General features: G+C 71.9%; 29 protein-coding genes, 1 tRNA gene and 1 riboswitch. Of the genes, 17 read left to right on the top strand and 13 right to left on the bottom strand.

Annotated elements, in window-relative coordinates; genetic code table 11:
* Positions 1-2: 2 nt before the first annotated feature.
* The gene (locus I8D64_RS17590) at positions 3-134 is read right to left on the bottom strand and encodes a hypothetical protein (protein WP_281392056.1); all 132 of its coding nucleotides are present in this window, start codon (positions 132-134) and stop codon (positions 3-5) included.
* A 46-nt stretch (positions 135-180) separates the two neighbouring features.
* Here I8D64_RS17590 and I8D64_RS07920 point away from each other — a divergent pair, with 46 nt between their 5' ends.
* The 4 genes from I8D64_RS07920 to I8D64_RS07935 all read left to right on the top strand — a co-directional run bounded on the left by I8D64_RS07920 (position 181) and on the right by I8D64_RS07935 (position 3,618).
* Positions 181-762, top strand: a complete 582-nt coding sequence (locus I8D64_RS07920) for a helix-turn-helix domain-containing protein (RefSeq protein ID WP_200501949.1) — start codon at positions 181-183, stop codon at positions 760-762.
* A gap of 84 nt (positions 763-846) precedes the next feature.
* Positions 847-1,671 carry a sugar phosphate isomerase/epimerase family protein gene (locus tag I8D64_RS07925; protein WP_200501950.1) on the top strand — a complete coding sequence of 275 codons (825 nt, stop codon included), beginning with the start codon at positions 847-849 and terminating at the stop codon, positions 1,669-1,671.
* Between the two features lie 297 nt (positions 1,672-1,968).
* Complete coding sequence (locus tag I8D64_RS07930; RefSeq protein ID WP_200501951.1) at positions 1,969-2,595, top strand: LOG family protein; 627 nt, start codon at positions 1,969-1,971, stop codon at positions 2,593-2,595.
* 234 nt (positions 2,596-2,829) lie between these two features.
* Positions 2,830-3,618: a hypothetical protein gene (locus I8D64_RS07935; RefSeq protein ID WP_200501952.1), complete on the top strand. Its 789-nt coding sequence runs from the start codon at positions 2,830-2,832 to the stop codon at positions 3,616-3,618.
* Between the two features lie 39 nt (positions 3,619-3,657).
* Here I8D64_RS07935 and I8D64_RS07940 read toward each other — a convergent pair whose 3' ends face one another.
* Entirely contained in the window at positions 3,658-4,491 is an 834-nt protein-coding gene (locus I8D64_RS07940; RefSeq protein WP_200501953.1) for a MerR family transcriptional regulator, read from the bottom strand.
* A gap of 61 nt (positions 4,492-4,552) precedes the next feature.
* Positions 4,553-4,966 (bottom strand): VOC family protein, encoded by a 414-nt coding sequence (locus tag I8D64_RS07945; protein ID WP_200501954.1) that lies wholly within the window; start codon positions 4,964-4,966, stop codon positions 4,553-4,555.
* A 96-nt stretch (positions 4,967-5,062) separates the two neighbouring features.
* On the opposite strand from I8D64_RS07945, the gene larC reads away from it, so the two are divergent.
* The 3 genes from larC (at position 5,063) to I8D64_RS07960 (ending at position 8,941) form a co-directional block, all read left to right on the top strand.
* Entirely contained in the window at positions 5,063-6,820 is a 1,758-nt protein-coding gene (gene larC / locus I8D64_RS07950) for a nickel pincer cofactor biosynthesis protein LarC (RefSeq protein ID WP_200501955.1), read from the top strand.
* A gap of 140 nt (positions 6,821-6,960) precedes the next feature.
* Positions 6,961-7,395 (top strand): VOC family protein, encoded by a 435-nt coding sequence (locus I8D64_RS07955; RefSeq protein WP_200501956.1) that lies wholly within the window; start codon positions 6,961-6,963, stop codon positions 7,393-7,395.
* Positions 7,396-7,459: 64 nt separating this feature from the next.
* Positions 7,460-8,941: an MFS transporter gene (locus I8D64_RS07960; RefSeq protein ID WP_343068482.1), complete on the top strand. Its 1,482-nt coding sequence runs from the start codon at positions 7,460-7,462 to the stop codon at positions 8,939-8,941.
* A gap of 114 nt (positions 8,942-9,055) precedes the next feature.
* Here the strand turns inward: I8D64_RS07960 and I8D64_RS07965 are convergent, their stop codons facing one another.
* The 3 genes from I8D64_RS07965 to I8D64_RS07975 form a co-directional block, all read right to left on the bottom strand.
* Positions 9,056-9,877 carry a hypothetical protein gene (locus I8D64_RS07965; protein ID WP_200501957.1) on the bottom strand — a complete coding sequence of 274 codons (822 nt, stop codon included), beginning with the start codon at positions 9,875-9,877 and terminating at the stop codon, positions 9,056-9,058.
* Between the two features lie 92 nt (positions 9,878-9,969).
* On the bottom strand, positions 9,970-10,197 hold the full coding sequence (locus I8D64_RS07970; RefSeq protein WP_200501958.1) for a hypothetical protein: 228 nt from the start codon (positions 10,195-10,197) through the stop codon (positions 9,970-9,972).
* 125 nt (positions 10,198-10,322) lie between these two features.
* On the bottom strand, positions 10,323-11,072 hold the full coding sequence (locus I8D64_RS07975) for an HAD-IA family hydrolase (protein ID WP_200501959.1): 750 nt from the start codon (positions 11,070-11,072) through the stop codon (positions 10,323-10,325).
* A 73-nt stretch (positions 11,073-11,145) separates the two neighbouring features.
* Here I8D64_RS07975 and I8D64_RS07980 point away from each other — a divergent pair, with 73 nt between their 5' ends.
* Together I8D64_RS07980 and I8D64_RS07985 are read left to right on the top strand one after the other, a co-directional pair.
* Complete coding sequence (locus I8D64_RS07980) at positions 11,146-11,679, top strand: P-loop NTPase family protein (protein ID WP_200501960.1); 534 nt, start codon at positions 11,146-11,148, stop codon at positions 11,677-11,679.
* A 145-nt stretch (positions 11,680-11,824) separates the two neighbouring features.
* Positions 11,825-11,891: riboswitch (guanidine-III (ykkC-III) riboswitch) on the top strand.
* A gap of 8 nt (positions 11,892-11,899) precedes the next feature.
* A complete protein-coding gene (locus I8D64_RS07985; protein ID WP_200501961.1) occupies positions 11,900-12,214 on the top strand; it encodes a DMT family transporter in 315 nt (104 codons plus the stop codon).
* Between the two features lie 19 nt (positions 12,215-12,233).
* Here I8D64_RS07985 and I8D64_RS07990 read toward each other — a convergent pair whose 3' ends face one another.
* Together I8D64_RS07990 and I8D64_RS07995 are read right to left on the bottom strand one after the other, a co-directional pair.
* Positions 12,234-12,926 carry an alpha/beta hydrolase gene (locus I8D64_RS07990; RefSeq protein ID WP_200501962.1) on the bottom strand — a complete coding sequence of 231 codons (693 nt, stop codon included), beginning with the start codon at positions 12,924-12,926 and terminating at the stop codon, positions 12,234-12,236.
* A gap of 42 nt (positions 12,927-12,968) precedes the next feature.
* Positions 12,969-13,541 carry a TetR/AcrR family transcriptional regulator gene (locus I8D64_RS07995; RefSeq protein WP_200501963.1) on the bottom strand — a complete coding sequence of 191 codons (573 nt, stop codon included), beginning with the start codon at positions 13,539-13,541 and terminating at the stop codon, positions 12,969-12,971.
* Positions 13,542-13,750: 209 nt separating this feature from the next.
* On the opposite strand from I8D64_RS07995, the gene I8D64_RS08000 reads away from it, so the two are divergent.
* From I8D64_RS08000 to I8D64_RS08020, 5 genes are all read left to right on the top strand, one after another.
* A complete protein-coding gene (locus I8D64_RS08000; RefSeq protein ID WP_200501964.1) occupies positions 13,751-14,662 on the top strand; it encodes an SDR family oxidoreductase in 912 nt (303 codons plus the stop codon).
* 378 nt (positions 14,663-15,040) lie between these two features.
* Entirely contained in the window at positions 15,041-15,808 is a 768-nt protein-coding gene (locus I8D64_RS08005; RefSeq protein ID WP_200501965.1) for a TetR family transcriptional regulator, read from the top strand.
* Positions 15,805-17,868, top strand: a complete 2,064-nt coding sequence (locus tag I8D64_RS08010) for an MDR family MFS transporter (protein ID WP_200501966.1) — start codon at positions 15,805-15,807, stop codon at positions 17,866-17,868. The genes I8D64_RS08005 and I8D64_RS08010 overlap by 4 nt, the downstream gene beginning before the upstream one ends.
* 58 nt (positions 17,869-17,926) lie before the next feature.
* Complete coding sequence (locus I8D64_RS08015; protein ID WP_200501967.1) at positions 17,927-18,472, top strand: hypothetical protein; 546 nt, start codon at positions 17,927-17,929, stop codon at positions 18,470-18,472.
* A 79-nt stretch (positions 18,473-18,551) separates the two neighbouring features.
* Positions 18,552-18,992 carry a hypothetical protein gene (locus tag I8D64_RS08020; RefSeq protein ID WP_200501968.1) on the top strand — a complete coding sequence of 147 codons (441 nt, stop codon included), beginning with the start codon at positions 18,552-18,554 and terminating at the stop codon, positions 18,990-18,992.
* A 211-nt stretch (positions 18,993-19,203) separates the two neighbouring features.
* Here I8D64_RS08020 and I8D64_RS08025 read toward each other — a convergent pair whose 3' ends face one another.
* The gene (locus I8D64_RS08025; protein ID WP_200501969.1) at positions 19,204-21,861 is read right to left on the bottom strand and encodes a PEP/pyruvate-binding domain-containing protein; all 2,658 of its coding nucleotides are present in this window, start codon (positions 21,859-21,861) and stop codon (positions 19,204-19,206) included.
* A gap of 206 nt (positions 21,862-22,067) precedes the next feature.
* On the opposite strand from I8D64_RS08025, the gene I8D64_RS08030 reads away from it, so the two are divergent.
* Together I8D64_RS08030 and I8D64_RS08035 are read left to right on the top strand one after the other, a co-directional pair.
* Complete coding sequence (locus I8D64_RS08030) at positions 22,068-22,397, top strand: YrhK family protein (RefSeq protein ID WP_200501970.1); 330 nt, start codon at positions 22,068-22,070, stop codon at positions 22,395-22,397.
* Entirely contained in the window at positions 22,397-23,032 is a 636-nt protein-coding gene (locus tag I8D64_RS08035; protein WP_200501971.1) for a DUF1345 domain-containing protein, read from the top strand. The genes I8D64_RS08030 and I8D64_RS08035 overlap by 1 nt, the downstream gene beginning before the upstream one ends.
* Before the next feature lie 63 nt (positions 23,033-23,095).
* Here the strand turns inward: I8D64_RS08035 and I8D64_RS08040 are convergent, their stop codons facing one another.
* Positions 23,096-23,737 carry a TetR/AcrR family transcriptional regulator gene (locus I8D64_RS08040; protein ID WP_246482847.1) on the bottom strand — a complete coding sequence of 214 codons (642 nt, stop codon included), beginning with the start codon at positions 23,735-23,737 and terminating at the stop codon, positions 23,096-23,098.
* A 188-nt stretch (positions 23,738-23,925) separates the two neighbouring features.
* Between I8D64_RS08040 and I8D64_RS08045 the strand changes: the two genes are divergently transcribed.
* Entirely contained in the window at positions 23,926-24,471 is a 546-nt protein-coding gene (locus tag I8D64_RS08045) for a hypothetical protein (protein ID WP_200501973.1), read from the top strand.
* Between the two features lie 57 nt (positions 24,472-24,528).
* On the opposite strand, the gene I8D64_RS08050 is transcribed toward I8D64_RS08045, so the two are convergent.
* From I8D64_RS08050 to rplI, 3 genes are all read right to left on the bottom strand, one after another.
* Positions 24,529-24,612: transfer RNA gene (locus I8D64_RS08050), tRNA-Leu, on the bottom strand.
* Positions 24,613-24,747: 135 nt separating this feature from the next.
* Entirely contained in the window at positions 24,748-26,244 is a 1,497-nt protein-coding gene (locus I8D64_RS08055; protein WP_200501974.1) for an amino acid permease, read from the bottom strand.
* 287 nt (positions 26,245-26,531) lie between these two features.
* Positions 26,532-26,999, bottom strand: a complete 468-nt coding sequence (gene rplI, locus I8D64_RS08060) for a 50S ribosomal protein L9 (RefSeq protein ID WP_152353949.1) — start codon at positions 26,997-26,999, stop codon at positions 26,532-26,534.
* Between the last annotated feature and the right edge of the window lies 1 nt (position 27,000).

The following is a 27,000-nucleotide window of genomic DNA, read 5'->3' on the forward strand; positions in this document are numbered from 1 at the left end:
GCTCAGGCGGCGGCGTCCTCGGCGCTCGCGGAGCGGATCCTCCACGGCTGAGCGCCCGGCTCGGCGCCCGTCGGCGCGCCCTGATGCGCCGCGCTCTTCCCCGTGCTGCGGGCGGGTCCGCTCTCCGACGTCATGCGCACATAGTAGTCTTCTGAGTCCACTATCGTGTCAAGGAGTCTCATGGCCGAGGATCTCGCCGCCGCACTCGCACGCATCGTCCGCGCAGCGCGGGAGGAGCAGGGACTGACCCGTGCGCGTCTCGCGGACGATTCCGGGGTCTCCCGCGCCATGATCGCCCGCATCGAGCAGGCCGAGGCGCAGCCCACCGCGGCCCTGCTCGCGCGGCTCTCCGCGGGACTCGGCCTCACCCTCTCCAAGCTCATCGCACGCGCCGAGTCCGACGGATCCCGCGTGCGCCGCGCCGACGCGCAGCCGACCTGGACCGACCCGGACACCGGCTACACGCGTCGGGCGGTCTCCCCCAGCGGATCCCGCCTGGAGCTGGTCGACGTCCTGCTCCCGCAGGGTGCGCGCGTGGACTATCCGGCCGATGCCTACCGGGCTCTCGACCAGCAGGTATGGGTGCTCGAGGGCACGCTCCGCATCATCGAGGGGACCTCGGAGAGCACGCTGGGTCCCGGCGACTGCCTGACCCTGGGCGCGCCCTCCCCCACCTCGTTCCGCAGCGAGGGCGAAGGCGGCTGCCGGTACGTGGTCGCCCTCGCGAAGCGCTCTCCGCACGAGCCAGGCCCCCGATCCTGACAGGGACCCGGCACCACCGCGGGATAGGCGGGACGGGATAGGTTGGACCGCGCACGAGGACGCGCAGCCGAGCCAGGAGCGGACATGACCATCGATCCCACCAAGGCCATCCACACGTGGTCGCTGTTCCGCACCCTCGGGAGCTTCGCCGCACCGGGCACGATGCCCGCGCTCGAGGGCCGCACCGACGGGGTCGCCGACCCGGTCGCCCTGCTGGACCTGCCGGCGCTGCTCGCCTCGCACGGCTTCGCGAGCGCACAGATCTGCCACTTCTCGCTGCCCTCGACGGATCGCAGATATCTCGATGACCTGCGCGGTTCCTTCAGCGACGCGGGCGTCGCGCTCGAGTGCTTCCTCGTGGACCACGGCGACCTCGCCGATCCGGCCGAGGGCGAGCGCTGGCGCGCCTGGATCGACGACTGGATCAGCGTGGCCGAGCAGCTCGGAGCCCCGAAGGTGCGCGTGAGCGCCGGCGACCAGCCGTCCTCCCCCGAGACCATCGCCCGCAGCGCGGCATCGCTGCGCGCGCTCGCAGCGGGCCATGACGGGATCCGCGTCCTCGTGGAGAACTGGCAGGGCCTGCTCCTGGACGCGGACTCGACGCTCGAGCTGCTCGACCGCTGCGAGGGCGCGATCGGGTTCCTCGCGGACTTCGGGAACTGGACCGGCCAGCACAAGTACGCCGACCTGGCGCGCGTCGCGCCGCTCGCCGAGGCCTGCCAGGCCAAGGCGGGCTTCGGCGAGGACGGGTCGATCGACGTCGAGGACTACCGGGCATGCCTGCGCCTGATGGCCGACGCCGGCTACGCCGGGCCGCTCTCGATCGTCGTCGACCCGCAGCGGCCCGACGTCTGGGAGCGCCTGGACGAGGCGCACGCGCTCATCCGCGAGGAGGCCGGAGCGGCCTGACCTCAGGCCAGCGGCTGGCAGACGTCCGTCAGCTGCTCCTCCTCGCTCACCTGGTCGGGCGAGGTCAGGTAGATGTTGAAGGCGTGACCCGCGAGCGTGCCGTCCGCGCGCGCCGCGAGGCCCTGGTTCGCCGGGCACGTCGATGCGGTCGCGCACGGACAGCTTGCTCGGGGAGAACTGCCCGAAGCTCATCGGTTGCGGCATCTCCGCCATGGGCCGGTCCCGATCCTCACATCGCGCGAGTGTCCACCGCCACGATGCCTACGTGGGCCGCGGCCTGCACCTAGGCTCCGAGGCATGATTGCAGCGCGCGACCATCAGGATGCATCGCAGCCGTCGTCCTCCGACTCCCCCCTCGAACTCCGCCGGATCACGGTCTTCACCGGATCAGCCTCCGGCGACTCGCCCATCTTCGCCGAGCGCACGGCGCAGCTCGCCCGCGCTCTCGCGGACCACGGCATCGGCATCGTCTACGGAGGCGGCAAGGTGGGACTGATGGGTGTGCTGGCCGACGCCGCCCTCGACGCGGGCGGCGAAGTCCACGGAGTGATGCCCCGCGCGCTCGTGGATGGCGAGATCGCGCACGCCGGTCTCACGGCGCTCGATGTCGTCGCGGACATGCACGAGCGCAAGCAGCGGATGGGCGAGCTCGCCGACGCCTTCGTGGCCCTTCCCGGCGGCGCGGGCACACTGGAGGAACTCTTCGAGGTCTGGACTTGGCAGCAGCTCGGCATCCACGGCAAGCCCGTCGCGATCCTGGATGTCGATGGCTACTGGCTTCCGCTGCTAGCGGCGCTCGGGGGCATGAGCGCGCACGGCTTCCTCTCCCCGCAGTTCCTTGCCTCGCTCGTCGTCGCCGAGACCCCCGACGACCTGTTAGCGAAGATGTCGGCGTGGGCACCCCCGCCCGCCAAGTGGTCCTGACCTGCACCATCGCGGGTCAGGGGCATTGATTCCGCGATCGGGGCCGCAGGAGGTGTGAGTCGTTTTACACTCGGTGGCAGGGCGCCGGAACCGACGGCGTCCGACGCATGCGGAGCACTGTCGCACCCGCAGCCGACGCTTACGGGCCATCGGTCCGCAGCCCGGCGGCCCTGCGGTCTCGCGATCCTCACTCCGGGTGCCCGATCCGCCCCCCCAGGAGAGACCTTGTCCCCCATGACCACCCGACGACTCCTCCGCTCGATGACCCCGGCGCTCGGTGCCGCCCTGCTCGTCCCCGCACTCCTCGCAGCCCCCGCAAGCGCCTCTCCCCCCGCACAGGCGGAGACCCAGCCCTTCGGAGGCAACGTCCGCTACGCCTGGGAGATCCCCGACGCCCCTGCCTCCGGGATGACCAGCCTGACCATGCCCATGACGATCCATGAGGACTCCGACTACATCGACGGCTCCTACGTCGCGGTGCAGTACGCCTTCACCGGGCAGGACCAGGTCGGGTACATGGGCCTGCAGCCGCGCCCGGACTCGACGACGGGCAAGACCCGCCTGCACGGCGTTTTCTCGAGCTTCATCCCCGGAACCACGTCCACGGACTCGAACTGCACGGACGGGGCTGACGGGGGCGCCGGCGTCAGCTGCGCCAACGACTTCACCGCAGTCGCCGGGCGCACGTACGACATCGAGGTGAAGAAGGCCGGCAAGAACACCTGGACCGGGACCGCGATCGACACCGTGAAGGGCAAGCGGTTCCACATCGGCACCTACACCGTGCCCGCTGGCAGCGGGAAGCTCGTGAACAAGCAGACGGGCTTCGTCGAGAACTACTGGAACCATTCGCGCACGTGCGAGGGCATCCAACGGATCGACACCACGGTCGGCCGCCCTCGCACGGGGAACCTCCAGGGCCGGGCCGACTCCCCCGAGGAGTACGGCGACTGCCTGGACCAGGCGAACTACTCCGCCACGGTGAAGAACGGCCAGCTCCGCATCTCGCGCGGCTGGCTCTGAGACGCACGTGGTCCAGATGGAGGCCCGAGCCGCCAGAGCTCAGGCCAAGGGCTGGTAGACGTCCGTCAGCTGCTCCTGCTCGCTCACCTGATCGGGCGAGGTCAGGTAGATGTTGAAGGCGTGACCCGCGAGCGTGCCGTCCGCGCGCGCCGCGAGGCCTTCGGAGGCCAGGCGCTCGTTGATGAGGTCGTGGGCCTCGCTGATCTGGTCGTAGGCGCCGGTGACGCGCGCGACCAGGCAGTCGCGCGCGGGCAGTTCGAGGATCTCGAGCTCACCCGCGGCCTCGGTGCCCGCGGGCACGGGCAGGAAGATCGACAGGTCCGGATCGTGGTCCATGTACTGGTCGTCGTGCTCGATGACGCCGCCGGGGCCGACGGGCACGATGCCCTGGGCGGACAGCGCCGGCATCATCCGCTGCCAGAGCCGACCCTCGTCGGAGTAGGTCGGGACGGTGCCGCGCAGGGCGACGACGGTCATGGCGGGGACGGTGGTGCGGGTCAGGGTGATGGACATGGTGGGCTCTCCTTCGTCGAGCAGGCGGGTGATCAGGGAGAGCCTTCCCCGGGACGCGCGCAGCTCCTCGACGAGAGTCTCGCGCTGCAGGCGCAGGGCGTCGGACCAGGCCGGGGTGCCGCGGACGGCGAGGAGGGCTCCGATGGCGGAGACGCCGAAGCCGACGTCCCGCAGCCGCAGGATCCGGATGTCGGCCGCGTCGGCCAGCTGCTGCGTCGCATAGCGGCGGTATCTGGTCCACGGGTCGATCTGCGCGGGCACCAGGACGCCGTGGGCGTCGTAGTGGCGCAGCATGCGCACGGACAGCCTGCTCAGGGAGCTGAACTGTCCGATGCTCATCAGATGCGAGATCTCGGCCATGGGCTCACCCTCGCGGCTGACACGGTGGCAGGGTCAAGGTGCACCTCTTCGATTCCGGGTCTCACCCCACGAGCAGGCAGAACGGGTGCCCCTCGGGGTCGCCCATGACGTACAGCGGCTCGTCGGGATCGTCGGAACGGTCCATGAGCAGCCGCGCGCCGAGGGACTCCGCGCGGGCCCGCTGGGTCTCGAGCTCGTCGGCGTCACTCACGCGGAAGTCCATGTGCAGCTGCATGGGGATCTCCTCGCTGGGCCATGTCGAGGGCCGCAGGTCCGTCTTCTCCTGCACGGCGAGGACGCGACGGTCCTGGTCGTCCAGCAGCACGAGCCAGTCCGAGTCGTCGGGGGCCGCGCCGTCGGCCGAAGGGTCGTCGCCCTCGCGGTAGTGCAGGCCGAGCAGCTCGCGGTAGAACTCGGCGAGCGCGCGGCAGTCGCGCGCATCGAGGGCGGTGCAGCTGAGCACGGGATACGACATCGGGGCCTCCTCGCACCGGGCTCATCACCCTACGGCGAGGCGACCCGAGGAACCAGAGGGGGCTCTTCCCGGCCGTGCCCACTAGCATCGGTCGATATGAGCGCGCAGCCGGACCTTCCCCCCACCAGCCCCGCCGTCGACGGCAGGACCGCTTACATCGACGCGACCGCCGGCATCGCCGGTGACATGCTCCTGGGCGCGCTCGTGGACGCCGGGGCGGACCTTTACGCGGTCCAGGCCGTGCTCGACGCGCTGATCCCCGGCTCCGTCCGCTTCAGTCGGCGCACGGTCGACCGCTGCGGGCAGCAGGCCACGAAGGTCGACGTCGAGCTGCTGGTCGAGGACCCACCCCATCGCACCTGGTCATCGATCCGAACGATGCTCGAGACGGCGCGCGCGGAGGGCACGGCGCCCGTGCGCACCCTCGAGCTCGCCCTGGACGCCTTCTCGCGCCTGGCCGACGCCGAGGGCCTCGCCCACGGCCTCCCGCCCGAGCAGATCCATTTCCACGAGGTGGGGGCTCTGGACTCCCTGGCCGATGTGATCGGCGCCTGCGAGGCGTGGCGGCAGCTCGGGATCGCGGGAGCGGTGGGCAGCGTCATCGCCGTCGGATCCGGGCGCATCCGCGCCGCCCACGGCGACATCCCGGTGCCGGTGCCGGCGGTGGTGCGGCTCGCACAGGGCTGGCCGACGGTCGCCGGCGAGCCGCTCCCCTCCCGCGGCCACTCGCACGGGCACAGCCACGGCACGGGGCACGACCACGACCACGGCGGCGATCACGGGCATGCGCACGATCACGACCACAACCACTCCCACGGGCACGGGCATCCCCACGGACGCAGCGGGCATGAACACGACCACGACCACGACCACGGGCGCTCGGACCACCACGAGAATCCCTACGGACTCCGGCACCTGCCGCACGTGGTCAGCGGCGACGGCGTCGGCCATTCCCACTCCATCCAGGAAGCCGTCGTCGCCGGCCATCCGGATCCCCACGCCCAGGCGCCGACCGACCCGACTGCCGGCACCGGCTCGGACGCGGACGAGCAGCTTGCGCCGCACGTCGTCGGCGGGCCCCACGCCCACCCGTCGCGACCGGTGCCCCCGGGCGTCGCGCCCGGCATCGGCGAGCTCGCGACGCCCACCGGCGTCGCCCTCGTGCGGGCGCTCGCGCAGACCGCGGGCCCCCAGCCCGCGCTGATCGTCGAGACCGTGGGCATCGGCGCCGGCACCAAGGACACCCCGGGACGCCCGAACGTGGTGCGGGTGATGGTGGGCCGCGACGCCGCACCGGGGCGCGCACATGGAACGACGACCGGCGGCGTGGGCGCCGCGGGCGCTCCCGTCGGCGCGGGCGACGAGTCCGACGGCGGTGCGACGGCCGACGCGGCCGACGCGCACGCGACCCCACGCGCGGCGATCCAGCTCGAGGCGAACGTCGACGATCTCGATCCGCGTCTGTGGCCCGGCGTGATCACGAGTCTGCTCGATTCGGGTGCGCTGGACGCGTGGCTGACGCCGATCGTGATGAAGCAGGGGCGGCCCGGGATCACGATCCACGCGCTCGTGCGCGAGGGCGATGAGGAGTCCGCGTCGTCCCTGATCATGGACCTGACGGGAAGCCTCGGCGTGCGTCGGTTCGGCGTCGACCGCTCGATCCGCACCCGCTCCTTCGAGCAGGTCGAGGTGGACGGACAGCCCGTGCGCGTGAAGGTCGCGCGGGACTCCTCCGGCCGCGTGGTGCGGCGAGAGCCCGAGTTCCGCGACGTCCAGGCCGCCTCCCGGCAGCTCGACATCTCGGAGCGCGAGGCCCTAAAGAAGGCACGGATCGCCGCGCAGCGGGAGAGTTGAGCGCGCAGGAGAAGGAGCCTGGCCCGGAGACCCGCATGGCTTCGGCCCCCTCCGGGCGCGGCGGTTCCTTCGTCGGAGCGCGCCGCTAGGCTGGCTCGCGTGACCGGCATCCTGCCGGCGCCGACGTCGAGGAGGACGCCATGCCCGCAGCACTCCACCCCTACCTGAACTTCGCGGGGAACGCCCGTGAGGCCTTCGAGTTCTACGGCGAGGCGCTCGGTGCGAACCCGCAGTTCGCGACCTTCGGCGAGTTCCACGCCGTGCCCGAGGGCGACCCGAACGCCGACAAGATCATGCACGGATCCCTCGAGGTCACGGAGCTGATCCGCCTCTACGTCTCGGACACGATCGAGGGCATGGGCCCTCCGTTCCAGCAGGGCACCAACGTGACCCTCTCGCTCATGGGGGACGACGAGCCGGTCCTGCGCAGCGCCTACGAGAAGCTCTCCGTGGGCGGAACGGTGACCATGCCCCTCGAGAAGCAGATGTGGGGCGACGTCTACGGCTCCTTCACCGACCGCTTCGGGATCGTGTGGCAGGTGAACATCAGCGCCCCGCAGGAGTCGCAGGGCTGACCCTGCGGCGCCCGCCGTCGCAGGGCGCGACTAGCATCGTGCGAGGACCGCAGCATCGGCCCCCGTGATCCCCGGATCGCGGGGGCTCTCGCATGCACCGCCCCGCCGCCACCCGCCCATCGCTTCCCGCCCGTTCCCTTCCGAAGGACCCGCCACGCCCACCGTCGACCCCCACGACCCGCCGGATCCGACCACCGAGACGCCCGCGCTCGACCCGGCTCCCGACGCACCCGCACCGGAGCCGGCCTCCTCGCCGTCCGCTCCGCGCACTCTCCGCTCGCGCGCCCGCGGGCTCTTCGCCGACACCCGCCCCCTGCAGAACCCGCACTTCAAGCGGCTGTGGCAGGCGAACATCATCACCGTCATCGGCGCGCAGATCACGATCATCACCGTGCCCGCCCAGCTCTGGGCGCTCACCGGCAGCTCGCTGTACGTGGGGCTCACGGGCCTGTTCGGCCTGGTGCCGCTCGTGGTGCTCGGACTGTGGGGCGGGGCGATCGCGGACGCCTTCGACCGCCGCAAGATCCTGCTGGTCACCACGCTCGGCCTCATCCTCACCAGCGGACTGTTCGCCGCGCAGGCGCTGCTGCAGGTCCGCAACGTGTGGGTGATCCTGGGGATCTTCGCCGCCCAGCAGGCGTTCTTCGCCGTCAACCAGCCGGCCCGCACCGCCCTTATCCCCTCCCTCGTGCCGCGCGACCAGCTGCCCGCCGCGAACGCCCTGAACATGACCGTCGGCCAGTTCGGTGCAATCGCGGGACCGCTCGTCGGCGGCGCCCTGCTGCCGTTCCTGGGCTTCTCGCTGCTCTACCTCATCGACACGGTCTGCCTGCTGGCGACGCTCTGGGCGGTGCTGCGACTGCCGGCGCTGAAGCCCGAGGGCGCCATCGCACGACCCGGACTGCGCAGCATCCTCGACGGCTTCGTCTACACCTGGAAGCACAAGATCCTGCTGGTCAGCTTCGCGGTGGACCTCATCGCGATGGTCTTCGGCATGCCCCGCGCCCTCTACCCGCAGCTGGCCGACCAGAGCTTCGGGGGGCCCGCGCAGGGCGGCATGGAGTTCGCGGCGCTCTCGGTCGCGATGGCCCTCGGCGCGCTGCTGGGCGGGATCTTCTCCGGCTGGCTGGGCCGCGTGCATCGGGTGGGCCTCGCCGTGCTGATCGCCGTCGGCGTCTGGGGCCTGGTGGTGATGGGCTTCGGGGGCGCGACGTGGCTGGCCGGGGGCCGGGCGATGCCCTGGCTCGCCGTGGCCGTCGCCTTCATGGCCGCGGGCGGCATCGCCGACATGATCTCGATGGTCTTCCGCCAGACCATGCTGCAGGGCGCCGCCTCCGACGCGGTGCGAGGTCGCCTCCAGGGCGTGTTCCTGGTGGTCGTCGCGGGCGGCCCGCGCTTCGCCGACGTCGCCCACGGCGCGGCGGCCGACGTGCTCGGCGCGCCGCTGACCGTCGTCCTCGGCGGAGCGCTCGTGGTGCTCGGGGTGGCCGCCTGCGGCGTGCTCGTCCCGCAGTTCACGCGATACCGGGTGGGTCCGGGACGCTGAGACGGCGGCGGATCGAAAGGTTCCGGGCCTGCCCGACGGGCTCCGACCGGACCGTAGACCGCCGCCGCTCGCGTCCGGTCAGCCCGCTACCGACCCGACCGCTCGCCCCCGGGTCTACTCCTGCGACTGATGCTGCGGGGTGCCGTGCTGCGAGACGGCGTGCTGCGAGGTGCCGCTCGCCGCGTCCGCCGTGCCCTGCGCGGAATCGTGACGGAGGAGGCGGAGCAGGATCCGCGCCACGATCCCCAGGTACAGGCGGCCGCGGAACTTCGCGATCCTGCGCACGGTGGCCCGTGGCATGCCCCGCACGACCGTGACGATGGTGCGGATCTCGGCTCGCGTGGGCGGCACCGCCTCGACCCCGAGCGCACTGTGCTCGTCGGTGAACCAGCGGAGGTATCCGTCGAGGGTCTCGCCGTTCGCTGTGCGCCACGAGCCCGACTCGTACAAGCTCTCGACGTCCTGCAGGGCGGCGCGCAGTGCGGGCGCGCTGCCGCCGGCGATCTCCGGGCGGATGCCGCGCTCGTCCAGACGGTCCATCGTCTGGCGGGCGACGGGAAGCACGATCGGCAGGATCTCGTCGATGAGCGCGTTCAGGCGCTGCCGCTGCTGGGGCGAGTACTCGTCGATCGAGGGCGCCTCGCCCTCGTTCCGACCGTCCTCGGACTCCGCATCGGATCCGGGCCGGCCGTGCTCGGCGTCGACCTCGCCCTGGAGCTCCTGGAGCTGCTCGATCGGGCCTTCGAGACCGGGCAACCGGTCCACCCACGAGCTGTCGACCCCGAGGGAGACCAGCAGTTCCTGACCGGCACGGAGGAGGAACTCCTTGTCGTGCATCCACTCCGGCCCGTCGGTGATGGACGCCTTCGAGGTCTGGCTCCGGTCCTCCGTCGCCCCTTGCGTGGTCCCGCTCTCGGCGTCCTGCCGCTCCGTCATGCGTCCCTCTTTCCTGCGGTGCCCACCGCACCTGCGGTCGTTCCTCCGAGCGAGCGTAGCGCCAGGATCCGAGGGTGCCGGGATGCCGACGCTCACTCGGCGGGCTGGACGACCTGCTCCCAGTGCTCGAGCAGGTGCGTGAGCGCCGCCCGCGCCGTGCCGAGCTCGTCGCTGCTCGCGTCGGGAGCGGCGAGCACGTGCATGTCCTCGTCGCCGACAACGACCACGAAGGGGAAGCGTTCGGGCGCCTCGTGCAGGGCCTCGTCGATCTTGTCGATGACCTGCGGTCGCGTGTGGTCGTGGGCGGGGGTGTCGGTCACGGGTGCGCTCCTGTCGTTCGTCGTCCGCCCGCAGGGCGATGGGGCGGATCGTCCGTCCTCGAGGATCCCACGGACCGGAGCGCGCAGCCCACCGGAGCCCCCAGGGGTCGTGCGTCAGGGTCGGATCACAGGTGGTCGAGCAGCTCGCCCAGCAAGCGGATGCGAGTCCCGCCGGCGTCGGCCCCGCCGACGCCGGCTTCGCCGCGACGATCCAGGTGCAGCGCTCGCAGTCCCGCCTCCTGCGCGCCGCGGAGGTCGTGATCCGGATTGTCGCCGACGTGGAGCACGTCGGCCGGCTCGAGCCCGAACGCCGCGCAGACCGTGAGATAGCTGGCCGGATCGGGCTTCGCCGCCCCGATCCCCTCGCTCGTCCAGACGCCCACGACGAGGTCCCGCAGCCCGAGGTCCCTCATCTTCTTCTGCTGACGCCGCTCCGGCCCGTTGGTGAGCACCGCGACCGGGATCCGCAGGTCAGCGAGTGCGCGAAGCGTCGGCAGGACGTCGTCGAACGCCCTCCACTCCTGCTCGTACAGGGTGAGGAAGCGGTCGTAGAGCGCGTCGCACTCCGCATCGGCGAGCCGGTGCGGGTCGCTCTCGGGGCGAGGACCGTCAGGTCGACGGGGATCGTCGATCCGAAGATCGTCCACGAGGTGCCGGACGCGCTCGCGGCGGTACTCCGCGCAGTCGAGCTCGCCTTCCCGTCGTCGTGCCATGAGGTGGGCGGCGGTGGCCTCCCAGGCGTCCGCGATCTCGTCGCTCGGGGATCCTCCCAGCTCCTGGACCAGGTGCGCCAGGCCGGCCCGGGCCGAGGTCCGATGGTCGAACAGCGTGTCGTCGAGGTCGAGGATCACCGCTCGCGTCCGGATCCGGTCCACCGCGGCCACCGCCTCATGTCGTCGTCCGACGATCCTCGCAGACGGTGGCGCCGAGGTACGGGAGACTGGCCCCATGCACCGCTGCCGCCTCCACGTCCTCGGCGCGAGCGGCTCGGGGACCACGACACTGGGCCGCGCCGTGGCCGACGCCTGGTCCGTCCCCCACGCCGACGCCGACGACTACTTCTGGGTGCCCACCGACCCGCCGTTCACCATCAAGCGCACACCGGCCGAGCGCCTGGCCCTCATGGACCAGATGTTCGCGCCCCGCGACGCCTGGGTGCTCTCCGGGGCGATGACCGGGTGGGGAGAGCAGATCGTGGAGACGTGCAGCGCGATCGTGTTCCTCACCCTCGACCCCGACGTGCGCATGTCACGCCTGCGCGAGCGCGAGTCCCGGCGCCGCGAGGGCGGGGCGATGGACGACGACGCCTGGCGGGACTTCCGCGACTGGGCCCGCTCCTACGACGACCCGTCGTTCACGGGACGGAGCCGCCACCAGCACGAGACCTGGCTCGCCGCCCGGAGCCAGCCGATCCTGCGCCTGGACGCCGCCCGCACCGTGACGGAGCTGCGGGACGAAGTGCTGGCCTGGGAGCCGAGCTGAGCGCCGCACCCGGCCCAGCGGAGAACCGGCGCAGCCGCACTCCCCGCCCCTGGGCTCGGTGACGTGGAGACCCGGTGACCTGGTGACCTGGTGACCTGGTGACCCATCTGTCCTTGCCGCGGCCCCTCGCGCGTGCGACCGTGAGAACGGATCCGACGACAGGGTCCCCGGACGAGGGTGCCGTACCCGGACAGCGACAAGACGGCCGCAGGAGGCTGACATGTCGTGGATCGTTCTCGTGCTTTCGGGCCTGATGGAAGCCGTGTGGGCCACCGCCCTGGGTCGCTCGGAGGGCTTCAGCAGGCTCACCCCGTCCATCGTCTTCGCCGTGGGACTGGTGCTGAGCATGGCCGGCCTCGCCTTCGCGATGCGCGACCTGCCCACGGGCACCGCCTACGCGGTGTGGGTGGGAATCGGCGCGACCGTCACCGTGCTCTTCGCGATGGTCACGGGCGCCGAGGCGGTCTCGGTGATGAAGGTGCTGTTCCTGGCGATGATCATCGGCGGCGTGATCGGCCTGAAGATCAGCGGCTGAAGCCCTGCATCCTCGCTGCTCAGCTTCTCGTGCCCTCCGTGAGGCGGGCACGGACGAACGCAGCCACCGCGTCGAGGATCTGCTCGTCGATGCCGTGACCGAGGCTCGGCGAGAGCTCCTCGGTGAGCCGCGTATGACGACGCAACCAGTCCCTGACCTGCGCCTCCATCGACGGGTCGAACAGCGGATCCTGTCCGCCGTGGCCCCAGAGCGCGGGCACGCCCCGCTCGGCGAGCGCGGCGTCGCCCGGAAGGTCCGCCGGGAACGGCGCTCCCGAGAGCACGACCACCCAGTCGAGGGTCTCGGCATCGCGGCGCAGCAGCTGCAAGGACAGCACGGCGCCCTGCGAGAAGCCGATCGCGCCGACGATCCGCCCCGGCACCGCGCGCGAGGCCCAGTCCTCGAGCGCCGCGGCGGACTCCTCGAGCAGGCCGAGGTCGTCCGCGCCGAGCGGCGGCGGGGCCAGCCAGCCGAAGCCCGGCCCGCAGGCGAGGACTCCCCGCAGCGACGCATAGACCACCCCGCCCGGCAGCATCGGCGCGAGGGACAGCAGATCCTGCTCGTTGCTGCCCAGTCCGTGCAGGAGGAGCACCACGCGATCCTGCGGACCCGGCGCGTGCGGGAAGAAGCGCACCGCGCTCTCGTCGATCCGCGCGGGTCCCTCGCCGATGCGCTCGACGGGCGGGAAGCCGAAGGGGTTGGGCCTGCTCATGGACTGCTCCTGATTCATCCGTTCCGGTTCAGCCGTGCCGATTCAGCCGACGTCGGGGAGCGTCGCGCGCAGGGCGTCGAGCTCGTCGCACAGCTCGTCGGCGAAGGACGTGCTGCCGTCGCCGTCGGTCCAGGTCGCGTACGCGTTCTTGAAGGCGAGCAGTCCGATCTCCGCGGCGAGCGCGGCCGTGCGGGGAGCGATGCCGCGCTCCTCGAGCGCACGCGCGGTCTCGGCCGCGAGTCCCACGTGCTTGAGCTGGTCGCGCTCGCGCAGCTCGGCGCTCGCCGCGATCACCGCGCGCATCCTCGGACCCATCTCCCGGCGCTCCGGGGTCATAGCCTCGCTCGCGCGGAGCAGTCCGGACTCGACCGCGGTCAGCGGCGAGGCATCGTCGGGCGCCGCCGCGACCCCCTCGCGCAGCAGCTGCGAGAGGGACTCCTGCCCGGCCGCGAGCACGTCGCGCTTGTCGCCGAAGTGGCGGAAGAACGTGCTGCGGGTGAGGTCCGCGGCCTCGGCGATCTGCGCCACGGTGGTCGCGTCGTATCCCTGCTCCGAGAACAGGCGGATCGCGGCAGCGACCAGGCGCTCTCGTGCATCGGGCTTCCAGCGGGGCATGGAAGGGGACTCTACCGCCCGGCCGTTGATCGCGCCCGTCGGCGGCCCGAGCCATGGGACGACCATCCCGTGACCACCATTCCTGCTGGCAGCAGCGATGTGGACCGCTGACCATCACCTGTTCCATCAACCGATGCGACACCAGTCCCATCAGGTGTACGGTGACGGCACACATGTCGCATCAGGCGGCATCCTCGAGAGGACTCACCATGAAGGTCTTCGTCACCGGCGCCACCGGGTTCATCGGATCCGCCGTCGTCCCCGAGCTGATCAGCGCAGGGCACGAGGTGGTCGGCCTCGCGCGCTCCGAGCGCTCGGCCGCTCGGCTCCAGGAGCTCGGAGCCTCCTCCCTCCCCGGCGATCTCACGGACCTCGACGCTCTGCGCCGCGGGGTCGCGGCGACCGATTCCGTCGTGCACCTCGCCTTCAGCAACGACTTCACCGCGGTCGAGGCCGGCGTCGAGGAGGAGTCGCGCGCCGTGCACGCCATGGGCGAGGCGTTGGCCGAGCGCACCCGAGGCGCCGCCCCCGCTGCGCACGAGGGCTCGGCCTTCGTGATCGCCTCGGGCACGCCCGCGATCCCCGGCCGCACGTCCACCGAGGACGACCCCTACCTCGCCGAGGGGCCGATGGCGGCCCGCGCACGCACCGCCCAGTACGTGATGGACCTCGCCGCGCACGGCGTGCGGCCCGTCGCGGTCCGACTGCCGCGCTCGGTGCACCAGGCGCACGTCCGCTACGGCTTCGCCTCCATGCTCATCCAGGCGGCCCAGCGCAGCGGCGTCTCTGGGTTCGTCGGCGACGGCGGCCAGCGCTGGCCCGCGGTGCACGTGAAGGATGCCGCCCGGCTCTTCCGCCTCGGCCTCGAGCGCGCCGAGGCCGGATTCCAGGCGCAGGCCGTGGCCGACGAGGGCGACACCATGCGGGACATCGCCGCCGCGATCGGCGAGGCCCTCGATCTCCCCGTGCGGTCCGTCGACGCGGAGACCTTCGGGTTCCTGGGCCAGATCTTCGCCCTGGACCAGCCGGCGAGCAGCCGGGGGACCCGCTCGGCCCTGGGCTGGGAGCCCACTCGCCCCAGCCTGCTCGAGGACCTGCGGGCCGGCGGCTATCCCTCCTGAGCGGCCCCACGCCAGAGGCCCCGCGCCAGAACTCCTGCGTGACTACTCCTCAGAGGCCCCGCTCCCGAGCAGGCGTCCTCCTCGGCGGGTCTCCGGACCCACGAAGACCTCCGACGGCACCACGCGATCCCCGCGGCACCCCCATGGGCCGCGGGGATCGCTGTGTCCGCGACCCCGCACGCACCGCACGCACCGCTCGGTCCTGCGCCCTCCCGTGACTCAGCAGACACCGTGCACTCTATGCAAACGTGCACTCGGTGCATATTCTGGTGCACGTCGTCGGACGACGGACTCCCGAGCCGCCGGAACCCGCTCAGCGCAGGATCCGCGGACCCCGATCCCCGTCGGCCGGCCCACGGAACCATCAGGAGAGGTGCGATGTCCCCGACAGACACCCAGACCCCGCGCGACGCGGAGGCGACCGCGGACGGATCGGCCGCCACGAAGAAGCCCGGGCTGCGCGAGCGCAAGCGCGAGGAGCTGCGCCGACGCATCGAGCGCGCCGCCCTCGAGCTCATGCTCGAGCACGGTTTCGACGACGTCACCGTGGAGATGATCTGCGGGAGCGCGGACGTCTCCCGGCGGACGTTCTTCAATTACTTCGGGTCGAAGGAGGCGGTCGTCGTCGGCCGCGATCCCGGCCCACTGCCCGAGCATCTCCAGGAAGCGTTCGTCGACGGCCCGCGCGGCAGCATCCTCGCCGATCTCGTCCGCATGCTCCTGGCGATGATGACCACCAAGCCGCACGACGTGGACCAGAACATCTGGCGAGCCCGCCTCGAGCTGATCCGCAGCGACATGACCCTCGCCAAGGCGATGGCTGACAAGGTCGCCGCGAAGAACCGCGATCTCGAGGACCTGGTCGCCCGCAGGATCCGCAAGCGCTACAACGCCTCGGGCACACCCCCCGGACGGGGCGGCGCCGCCTCCGACGCCGGGCCCGACCCCGACGGCGCAGGCGTTCCCGCAGCCGATCCGGCGGTCGAAGCGCTCATCACCCGGCAGACGGGCTTCATCGTCGCCATGTGGTGGGGGATCGCCCGCTACGCCATCCAGATCACCGTCGAGAACCCCGACATCGAGGACCGCGAGCTCATGGAGTCGCTCCTCGACACGTTGACCCTCATCCAGGAAGCAGAGCTATGACCGCCACCCAGACCGCAGCCCCCGCGGCGCGCGGAGCGCACGGGCAGCCCGCCGCTCCGTCCGCGTCCTCCGGCACGGCTCCGTCCACCAGACTCGTCCCGCTGTTCGCGGGCCTTCTCATCGCGATGTTCATCGCGGCCCTCGACCAGACCATCTTCTCCACCGCCCTGCCCACGATCGTGGGCGACCTCGACGGCGTCGACCAGATGCTGTGGGTGACCACGGCGTATCTGCTGGCCTCGACGATCATGATGCCGATCTACGGCAAGCTCGGCGACCTCATCGGCCGCAAGCCCCTGCTGATCTTCGCACTGTCCGTGTTCGTCGCCGGCTCCCTCGTGGGCGCCGTCGCCGGCAACATGGGCGTGCTCATCACCGGCCGCGCCATCCAGGGCATCGGCGGCGGCGGGCTCATGCTGCTCGCCCAGGCGATCATCGCCGACGTCGTCCCCGCCCGTGAGCGCGGCAAGTACATGGGCGTCATGGGCGCCGTGTTCGGGCTGTCCTCCGTGGTGGGCCCGCTGCTGGGCGGCTGGTTCACCGAGTCGCTCAGCTGGCGCTGGGGCTTCTGGCTGAACATCCCGCTGGGCGCGATCGCGATCCTGGCCGCCGTGTTCTTCCTGAAGCTGCCCAAGAAGTCGCAGCGCGCCCGCCTGGACGTGTTCGGCATCCTCACCATGGCGATCGCCGTGACCTCGCTGATCCTCGCGACCTCGTGGGGCGGCAACACCTACGAGTGGGGCTCCTGGCAGATCATCCTGCTGTTCGTCGCGACCGTCGTGTTCGGCGCGCTGTTCGTGCTCGCCGAGCGCTACGCCCCCGAGCCGATCATCCCGCTGCACCTGTTCCGCAAGCGCAACTTCGTGCTCACCACGATCGCCGCCCTGGTGATCGCGATCGCGATGTTCGGCGCGATCGGCTACATGCCCACCTACCTGCAGATGTCCACCGGCGTCTCCGCCACGGAGTCCGGTCTGATGCTGCTGCCGATGGTCGGCGGGCTGCTGATCACCTCGATCGCCTCGGGCCAGATCGTCTCGCGGACCGGCCGCTACAAGTGGGCGCCGATCCTCTCGATGCTGGTCGCCGCGCTCGGCGTGTTCCTGCTGTCCACCATGACGACCGACACCGCGACCTGGGTGATCATGTCCCACATGTTCGTGCTCGGCGCGGGCTTGGGCATCGGCATGCAGAACCTCGTGCTGATCGTGCAGAACACGTTCCCCGCCGCCGAGGTCGGCACCGCGACCGCCTCGAACAACTTCTTCCGGCAGATCGGCGCCTCCCTGGGCTCGGCCATCGTAGGCTCGGTGTTCACGAGCCGGCTGACGGACCTGCTCAGCGAGCGCATGCCCGCGCAGGCGGCCCAGCAGATGGGCGGCAGCGGGGACACCAACTCCCTGACGCCGGCCGTCGTGGACAAGCTGCCCCAGCAGATCCAGGACATCGTCGTGGGCGCCTACACCGACGCCCTCACCCCGATCTTCCTGTGGCTGGTGCCGCTGCTGGGCGTCGCCTTCGTGATCGTCTTCTTCATCAAGGAGGTCCCGCTGGCCACGACCGTGGGCGCCTCCGGGATGACCGAGGGCGAGGCCGGCACGGCGAACGCTCCCGGAACCGGGTTCCCCGCGACCGGTGCGCCGACGAACGGCCTCCCGGCCGGCGGCGCCGCGCTCGCGGCCCGCACCGAGCGCGAGGACGATCTGCGGCTGGGTCTCGTGCTCTCCCTCATCATCCAGCGCGCCCACCGGGCCGACGAGGACTCCGCGCTCACGCGGGCCCTCGCCCACCTCGCCGGGGACCGACCCGGCAGCACCGCCGAGCGCGCCGACTTCGCCGTGCGCTCGCTGGTCACGCCGGCGGCCATCGCCCTGCTGCGCGGGGCCGGGGCCGACGTCGACGCCGCCGACCCCTCCCGGGGCCGCCACCGCGCGCCGCACGCCGCCGACCTCGACGGCACCGATGCGGCCGATCCCGGGCACGAGCACGAGAGCCACGACCCCCACCGGGCCGACGGCAGCGCGCCCCTCATGTCCCCGCACCTCGCCGCCCAGTCCTGAGCGGCACTCGACACACCTCGCCGTCCCATCCGGGACGGCCCCCGAAAGGACAGTTCTGATGACTCGTCGACTGATCGGAGCGATCGCCACGCTCCTCGCCATGATGGCCGGTCTCTGGCTCGTGCTCTCCCCCTTCGCCCTGGGCTTCCAGAAGAAGGACGCCGACTGGACCGACGCGACCCTCACCGACGTCTGGACCGGCCTCCCGCTGGCCCTCGTCGGCCTGATCGGCGTGATCGTGTTCGCGGCCGCGCTCCGCAAGCACATGGTCCAGGCAGGATTCGTCACCCCGCGCCCCGCGCCCCAGCAGGCGCAGTACGGGCAGCAGGACCCCGCCCAGCAGTACGGACAGCAGCAGTACGGTCAGCAGTCCTTCCCGCAGCAGGGCTACGCGCAGCAGGGCGCCCCGGCGGCCCCCGCCTCGGAGCGCTCCCGTGAGATGGATGCGATGCTCGAGCCGCTGATCGCGGCCCTGGCCCGCGACATCGAGCGCGAGGAGCACACCGCCTCCGCCGCCGCGGAGACGCCGCACCACCGCGAGTACGGCCGCGCCGCCGCCGGCACCGACACCGGTGCCCAGGCCGCCGTCCCCGCCGAGCGCTGAGCGCTCCCCCGTATCCAGCGCTCCGGCGCGCGCTTCCCGCGCACGCAGCCAGCGCATTCTCGCCTCAAGGAGAATCCTGATGACCCAGATCTCGCACACCGCCCCCGCCGGCACGGGCTCGCACGCCCAGACCGCCGCACCGCAGGCCGCACCACAGACCGCCGACGCGGCCGGTTCCGCCAGCTCGACCGGTTCGACCGGCTCAACCGGCACCGCCGGCTCGGTCGACCGCGCCGAGTCCGTCTCCGCCGTGAAGGCCGAGCCGATCAGCGTGCTCGACAAGGTCGGCATGGGCATCCTGGGGCTGCTCACCCTGAGCGGCCTGTGGATGATGCTCGCGCCGTTCCTCACCGACACCCAGAAGCGCGGGGCCGACTGGTCGGTCGGCACCACGAACGACTTCTTCGTGGGCCTCGTGCTCGCAGTGGTCGCGCTCGCGGCCCTGGTCGCGGTCCTCGCCGGCGGGCTCTCCGCCGTCGCCCGGCGCGCCCGCGCCCGCGCCGCTCGCACGGAGGCCTGAGCCCCGTCCGTCGGGCCCGATCCGGCGCCCGACGCCCTTACAGTGCTGGGGAACGGTCGTGATGTGGCCCCAGAACGACCCGGTAGCCGCAATGTTCGCATGCGCGGACGCGGGCGCTCAACGGGACTCGCGCGTCACGGGGTCGCAGCGGACCCCTTCCCGGCGCGTCCGACACCTCGCCTCGCTCGTCACCTCGCCTCTCGCCTCGCCCCTACTCCTGGCCCTCCCCCTCCTCAACCACCCGCACGGTCCCGGCGCCGCCGTCGATCCTCACGCGCTGCCCGGTGCGCAGGCGATGGGTGGCCGTGCCGGTCCCGAGCACGGCGGGGATGCCGTACTCGCGCGCGACGATCGAGCTGTGGCTGAGCGGCCCGCCCACGTCGGTGGTCACACCCGCGGCCATGGCGAACAGCGGCGTCCATGCCGGGGTGGTGATCGCGGCGACCAGGATCTCGCCGGGTCGGAAGTCGCGGAACTCGCCGGGTCCGAAGAGCACATGGACGGGCGCGGTGACCGTCCCGCCGCTGCCGCCGATGCCCGTGAGCACGACGCCTTCCTCCTCGGTGCCTCCTCCGCCCTCTCCGACCGACGGCATCCAGCGGTCGAAGCCGTGCCAGATCGAGCGCTCGGGCAGCAGCTGCGGGGGCGTCGCGAGCTTCTGGCCGCGCCAGATCACCCGGCGGTCGTCGGCGATCCCCGCGCGCGTGGGCAGGGACTCCGCGCCGCCGTCGAGCGCGCGGGCGAGGTCGAGCAGCTCGTCCCTGCGCAGCCAAAACACGTCGTCGGCCTGCGCGATCACGCCCGCTGCGACGAGGCGGCGGCCGATCTCCCGCAGGGCGCGCCGGGCTGCGGGCCAGCCCAGGCCGATGCCGGCGAGCGCGTCCTCGCGGGCGGGCGCAAGCTCCTGGGCACGACGCAGCAGACGCTCGAACACCCTGCGCAGCGGTGAGGAAAGGTGGGCGGAGATCCGTGCGACGCCCTCTTCCCTGTCCCGCGCCGCCTTCTCACGGCGCTCGCGCGGATCCGTCCCGTCCCCACGCAGGTACATCCGCAGCACGTCCCACAGCAGCTCGGGGGTGTCGGCGGCGACGGGCTGGGCGAGGTCCAGGGTGTAGGTGGCGTGGCCGTGCGCAGCCAGATGGGCGGCGAAGCGCTCGCGCCACTGCGCCCACACGTCCTCGTCGACGCCCTCCGGACTCTCGTCGGGGACCGCGTCGGAGGCCTCGAGGGCCGAGGCGAGGCTCGCGTGCTCGCGCGCCCATGCGGCGAGGTCGTAGAGGGACTGCTCGGCGCGGATCGGCTCGCTCTCGAAGCCGAACAGGAGGGTCTCCGGGCGCGGGTCCCCGGACCGGGCGACGCGCCGGCAGAACGCCGTGAGCGCGGACTCCGCGATCACCACGGGCGGGATCACCGTCTGCACGGACGTGTAGTAGGCGAACCCCGCGGAGACCAGGCGCTCCACGCTCTCGAGCAGCGCCACGGCCCCGGACGAGCGGGCGTCCGCCCCGGATTCCTCCTCGACCACGCGCCGGTACCGCGGCAGCGCCGTCGTGCGCCAGTAGCGCGGCCCGCCCACGCCGCCGTGCAGCAGACGGGGCACGAGCAGCCCGGACCGGGCCGTCATCCCGGCCATCGCGGCGTTGGTGTACCCGTAGTAGGCGTAGCCGTTGATGGTCGTGAACTCGACGCCCTTGTCGCGGAAGACGCGGCTGCCGCTCGCATCGGTCACCGTCGCGATCATCTGCTCGATGACGTGTGCTGCGGTGAAGTCCGCGAACAGCGGCGTGAGCGGGTCGGGCATCTGCTCGACGATGCTCGCGCGGAAGTAGCCGGCGTGGCGACGGGGCACGGGCCAGGACGTCGGGGCAGGTCCGGCCGGCGCGGGGAGGCCGACGATGGGCCGTGCCTGCGTGATGACGAAGCCGGTGCCCGCGCGCGCCCACTCCACGTCCTGCGGGGCTCCGAAGTGCTCGGTGATCCGTGCGCCCCAGGCGGCGAGATCGAGCACGGCGGCGTCCTCGAGCACCGGGGCGCGCCGCTCGTCGGGGCCGACGGGGACCGTCCGGGTGCCTCCATCGACCGGGACCCCGCCCGTCCCCGTCCCGCCGGCCCGAGCGGCCGGCACCACCATGACCTTCTTGTCCGCTGTGGAACGGGACGCGACGCGGCGGCGCAGGGTGTCGACCACCAGGTCGTCGGTATCGACCTGCCCGGAGACGACGGCCTCCCCGAGGCCCCAGGCGGCGCTGATGAGGGTCTCGGAGCGTCTGCCGTTCTGCGGGTTCGCGGTGAACATGACGCCCGCCGAGTCGGCCGGGACCATCTCCTGGACGACCACGGCGAGCGCGACGTCGCCGGGGTCGATGCCGCGGCGCGCGCGATAGGCGAGCGCCCGGGCTGACCACAGGGAGGCCCAGCAGTCGCGGACGGCCCGCAGCAGCGCGTCATCGCCGGTGACGTGCAGGTACGTCTGCTGCTGTCCGGCGAAGCTCGCGTCCTCGAGGTCCTCCGCGGTGGCCGAGGAGCGCACCGCTACGGGTGCCTCGCCCAGCGTCTCGCGCGCCGAGAGGAGCGCGGCCCGCAGGTCGTCGGGGATCTCGGCGCCCGCGAACAGCGCGCCGACCTCGGCGCTCGCCCGGTCGGCGGCCTCGGTGTCGTCGGGGTCGAGGCCCCGGACCGCATCGAGCAGCCGATCCCGGATGCCCGCGGTCTCGACGAACCGCCGGTACGCGCCGGTGGTGAGCACGAAGCCCGGTGGAACGGGGATGCCCGCCCGCGTGAGCTCGCCGAGGTTCGCGGCCTTGCCGCCCGCCTCCGCGACGTCCTTGCGTGAGATGTCCTGGAACCCGCGGACCGTGCGGTCGACCATGGCGCCTTCTTCGACGGTGCGCCCGGGGTGGGGGCGCGTGGCGCCAGAGAGCGTAACCCCGCGTCGACCGGGTGACCACCCGCCGCGCAGCCGGCGGCCACCCGCCGCGCAGCGGGCCACGCGCCGCGCGTCGCCGCCTTCCGCCTCTGCTAGCGTCGCGGCACGCCGTACCGTCAGCCGACGATCCGAGGAGGGCTGGCCCCACCATGCAGAACGACGCCCCTCACAACACCCCGCGCATCGCGCAGACTCGTGCCCACCACGAGGATCAATCCCTGGACGTGCGCATCGGCCATCACGAGCTCGTCCTCAGCCAGCGCTACGAGGCCGCGAGCATCGCGAACGACGTCCTGATCGGCATCTGGTTCATCGTGGGATCGATCTTCTTCTTCTTCGCCTCGATGATGACGGCGGGCACCGTGCTGTTCCTCATTGGCTCGATCCAGATGACGATCCGCCCCGCGATCCGCCTGGCCCGGCGCTTCCACCTGCAGCGTGTCAGCGGCCGACCGCTGCCGCACGCGATGGACTTCTGATGGCCCGGCTGAAGGACTCCACGCGCCTGCGCCTGCTGCTCGCGATCGTGGTGGGCGGCATCCTGGGGGCCCTGCTCTGGCTCGCGACCGATCGCGTGCATGCCACGATGATCGCGATCACCGTGGGCGAGACCGTCTTCCTGGTCACCTCATGGCTCTCGCTGTGGCCGATGGACGCCGAGCAGACGCGGCGCAGCGTGGGCCGGGAGGACCTGCGCCCCTCGGCCGACGAGGCCCTCACCGCGGGCGCCTCCGCGCTCGCTGTGATCACCGTCGTCGCCCTGCACCTGGGCGCCGCGGGCCCCAACGGGGCCACCGTGGGCGCGGTCATCACCCTGGTGGGCGTCTTCGGCGCGTGGGCGTGCGTTCACCAGACCTACGCCGTCCACTACGCCCACCGCTACTACGCCACCGGAGGCGGCCTCGACTTCGGCGACGACGAACCGCCCGCCTACTCGGACTTCCTCTACGTCGCGTACGCCGTGGGCATGACCTACGGGGTCACCGACACCGGCGCGGTGGACCGCGGCATGCGCAAGATCGTGCTGCGCCACGGTCTGGTCTCGTTCGTGTTCGGCCTGGTCATCCTCGGCGCGGCCGTGAACCTCGTGGCCGGGGTCTTCGGGCTCGGCTGAACGGGATCGACGTGCGGGTCTCGCGACGCGGATCCGCGGCACGAGGATTCGGCGTCCCAGTGGTCACGAAGTGCACGCGCCGGAGCGACGGCTCCGCAGTCCTTCGATGATCAGGCCCAGGCCCAGGTCGAACTCCTCCTCGATGGGCGTCGGCAGGTGGTGCGTCACCGAGCGAAGCGCGGGATGCGCGGTGAGATCCACCGGGGCGCCTGTCGGCTCATGGTCCGCCTGGACGGCGAATCCCACGGCGAAGCGTGCGAGCGTGATCGAAGCCCGAGCCGCCACGGAGGGCTCGAAACCGGCCTCGAGGAGCAGCGAGATCATGCGCTCCTTCGCGTCGATGGCTGCCGGTCCCGTCGGCATGCCCTCGGTGAGGAACGGAGCGAGTCCTGGATTCTCGCGCACGACGGTGTACAGCGCGCTCACGCCCGCGCGCAGCCGCTCGTCCCAGGGCTCGTCGGCCGACTCGGCGAACTCGGACGCGTGCGCGATCACCCGGTCCGCGAGGAGCATGACGAGCTCCTGCTTCCCCGAGACATACCGGTAGAGAGTCGACGTGCTGGATCCGAGATGCTGCGCGAGGGCACGCAGCGACAGCTCCTTCGCCCCGTGTGTCCTCACGATCTCCTCGGCCGCCGTGAGGATGGCGTCGAGCCCGAGAGCCGGGCGCCCCGGTCCCCGTGTTCCAGGATCACATGACGTCATCACACCACTCTCCCACCTCTCCCCTCCGCGCTCAGCGAAGACAGTGCCCGGAGCGGCACCGCCACCGACCAGGGCCTGAGCCCGTCCCGCAGCGAACAACGACAGTTTCGACTACACTGTAGTTGTTAACTGCTCTCCCACGCTCACGGCGTCGCCGACGCTCCTCGGGGAGAGGGACGGAGCTCGACATGATCATCGGAGAGGTCCTCGAGGCGAGAGGCGCACTGGACGGGCTGCTCGCCGTCGCTTTCATCCTCTATTCCTGCGTCCAGCAGGCGCGCTGGTCCCCGGTGCACCGGGGCGAGCTGTGGAGGACTCCCGCTGTGCTCGCCGTGATCGGGATCCTGATGCTGCGCCGCTCTGCACTGGAGTCCGTCACGCCCCAGGACGTCGTCCTTGCACTGCTCGGGGGCCTCGCGGCGTTCGGGGTCGGGATGCTCACGGGCAGGATCACGGAGCTCCGTCCGCTGAGTCGAGAGGCACGTGCGGCGCTCGAGCGCCGCCGCTCTCGTGGTCGAGGGCGTCGGTCGACCGCGCCTCTGCCCTCGCAGGAGAGTCGGGCGGGCTGGTGGGGAGCAGCCCTCTGGGCTGTCGTGATCGGGATCCGACTCGGTGTCGAGATCCTCGCGGAGCACGTCGGCGCCGAAGCCGTCGCGAGCGCGGGCGGAATCCTTCTCCTGGTCGCCGCCGCGGAGGCCGGACGCGCCCTCCTGGTGGCCCGCGCTCTGCGCTGAGGATCCCCCGCATGCGAGAAGGCCCCCGGGATCTCTCCCGGGGGCCTTCGTCTCACGTGCGCGAGGGGGGACTCGAACCCCCACGCCCTCTCGAGCACACGGACCTGAACCGTGCGCGTCTACCAATTCCGCCACTCGCGCGTGTCTCCGGCACCAGGAGTCGCAGCTCACCGAGACCGAAGTGTCCTCAGACTACTCGTACGCAGGCGCTGGCCCAAACCGCGCCGACCGTGGGGTGCGCAACACCACTCCGGCGCCGGGACGCCGGCGCCCACGTCAGCGCCGGGATCCCGCCTGCCGCTCGCGCACGAGCTCCGCCTCGGTGAAGGCGTCGTCGATGTGGGCGAGGTCGATGCGCCGGCGCACCACCGTCACGTACAGCACGGTCGCGATCGCGACGGCGATGATGCCGACGACCGCGGCGAGTGTCATCTCTGCGCGCACCACCACGGTCGCGAACACGGCGAGCAGGCCGATGATCCCGACGGTCGCGGAGACCCGTCCGCCGGGCATCCGGAAGGTCGCGCCCTCGACGCGCCGGGCGCGGAAGCGCAGGTAGGTCACGAGGATCAGCATCCACACCAGCAGCACCGCGAACACCACGACGCTCATCAGGTACCCGAACGCGGCCACGCCGCTCATCTGCAGCACGGCGGCCGCGAGGATCCCCACGCAGCTCACGGCGATCGCGGGCGCAGGCACCCTGCGCCGGGTGACGCGGGAGAAGACCTGCGGGGCAAGGCGGTCCTCCGCGAGCGAGTGCATGATGCGGCTTCCCGCGTAGAGGTTCGCGTTGGCCGCGCTGAGGGCGGCGATGAGCACCAGCAGGTTCGTGATGCTCGCGGCGGCGGGCACGCCGATCGAGTCGAAGACGGTGACGAACGGGGAGGTCTCCACGGCCTCTCCGGTCGCCGACGCCTGCCTCCACGGCACCAGCGCGACGACGATGCCGATGCTCACCACGTAGAACAGGGCCAGGCGCACGATGGTGGTGCGGGCCGCGGTGCGGATCGAGCGCGCCGGCTCCTTGGCCTCGGCCGCCGTGATCGACAGCAGCTCGATCCCGCCGAAGCTGAACATCACCACGCTGAGGGCGACCCAGACCGCCGCCAAGCCGTTCGGGGCGAAGCCCCCGTCGGTCGTGAGCCCCGAGAGGCCCGGTGCGGGGTGCGCGCCCGTGCCCAGGAACACCAGGAACAGGCCGACGAGCATGAACACGACCACCGCGATCACCTTGATGCTCGAGAGCACGAACTCGACGGCGCCGAAGGAGCCGACGGTGGTGAGGTTGATGGCCAGGATGACCGCCGCGAACAGCACGATGCCCACGGGCACGGGGATCGCCGGGAACCAGTAGGCGAGGTAGAGCGCGCAGGCCACGAGCTCGGTCGCGGTCACCGCGACCGTCACGATCCAGTACAGCCAGCGGCTGAGGTATCCCCAGTACGGGGAGAGGTAGTGGGCGGCGAGAGTGCCGAAGCCGCCGCGCACCGGGTGGCGCGAGGCCATCTCGCCCATCGCGAGCGCGATCGTCGCCGCGATGAGCGAGCCGACGGCGAACGCGATGATCACGGCGGGGCCCGCGTAGCCGATGGCCTCGCCTGAACCGAGGAAGAGACCGGTGCCCAGCGCCGATCCCATGGCGATCATGGCGATCTGGCCGTGGCCGAGCGAGCGTGCGAGCTGCGGGGCGGGGGCCGTCGGGGCCGGTTCCGTGCCCGATCCCGCGGAGTCGGACGCCCTGGGAGGGGGCGTGGAGGAGGAGGAATTCATCCGCTCAGGGTAGAGGTCTGCACGCCCGCTCCTCCACACGGGGTGGCACGGTCGTCCTCGGGGGCCCCTGGCGCTTCCCGGGCGCGCATCGCGTCATGCGACGGCGTATGCGCGACATCTCTGCCTCATGCGGCAGACATGCTCGCTATACGCCGGTCGGCGACGCCGCGGTCCCGCCCGCACCTGCCAGCGCCCCGCACCCCGCCCGCACACGTGAAGCGCCCCGCCTCCGATTGCTCGGAGGCGGGGCGCTTCGCACGTCGCGGCTCAGGCCGCGACGGAGGGGGTCACTTCGCGGCGCCCTTGGCGGCGACGGCCTGGACGACCAGGTTCGCGAAGACGTCCTCGTGCAGACGCACGGTCGCCTTGTACTCGCCGAGCGACTTGATGGGAGTCGTGAACTCGACGGAGCGGCGGTCGATGTCGCGGTCGAACGCGGTCTTCACGGCGTCGGCGACCTCCTTGGAGGTCACGGCGCCGAAGAGACGGCCGTTGGTGCCGGCGCGCTCGGAGACGACGACGGGCTTCGACTCGAGCACGGCCTTGAGCGACTGCGCCTCCTCCAGGCTCGCCACGGCGCGCTTGCTGCGCGCGGAGCGGATCTGGTCGAGCTGGCGCTGGCCGCCGTCGGTCCACGGGGTGGCGAGCTTGCGCGGCAGCAGGAAGTTGCGCGCGTAGCCGTCCTTGACGTCGACGACGTCGCCCGCGGTGCCGAGGCCGGTGACCTCGTTGGTGAGGATGAGCTTGGTGGTCATG

Source organism: Brachybacterium halotolerans, from assembly GCF_016623465.1.
Lineage (GTDB): Bacteria > Actinomycetota > Actinomycetes > Actinomycetales > Dermabacteraceae > Brachybacterium > Brachybacterium halotolerans.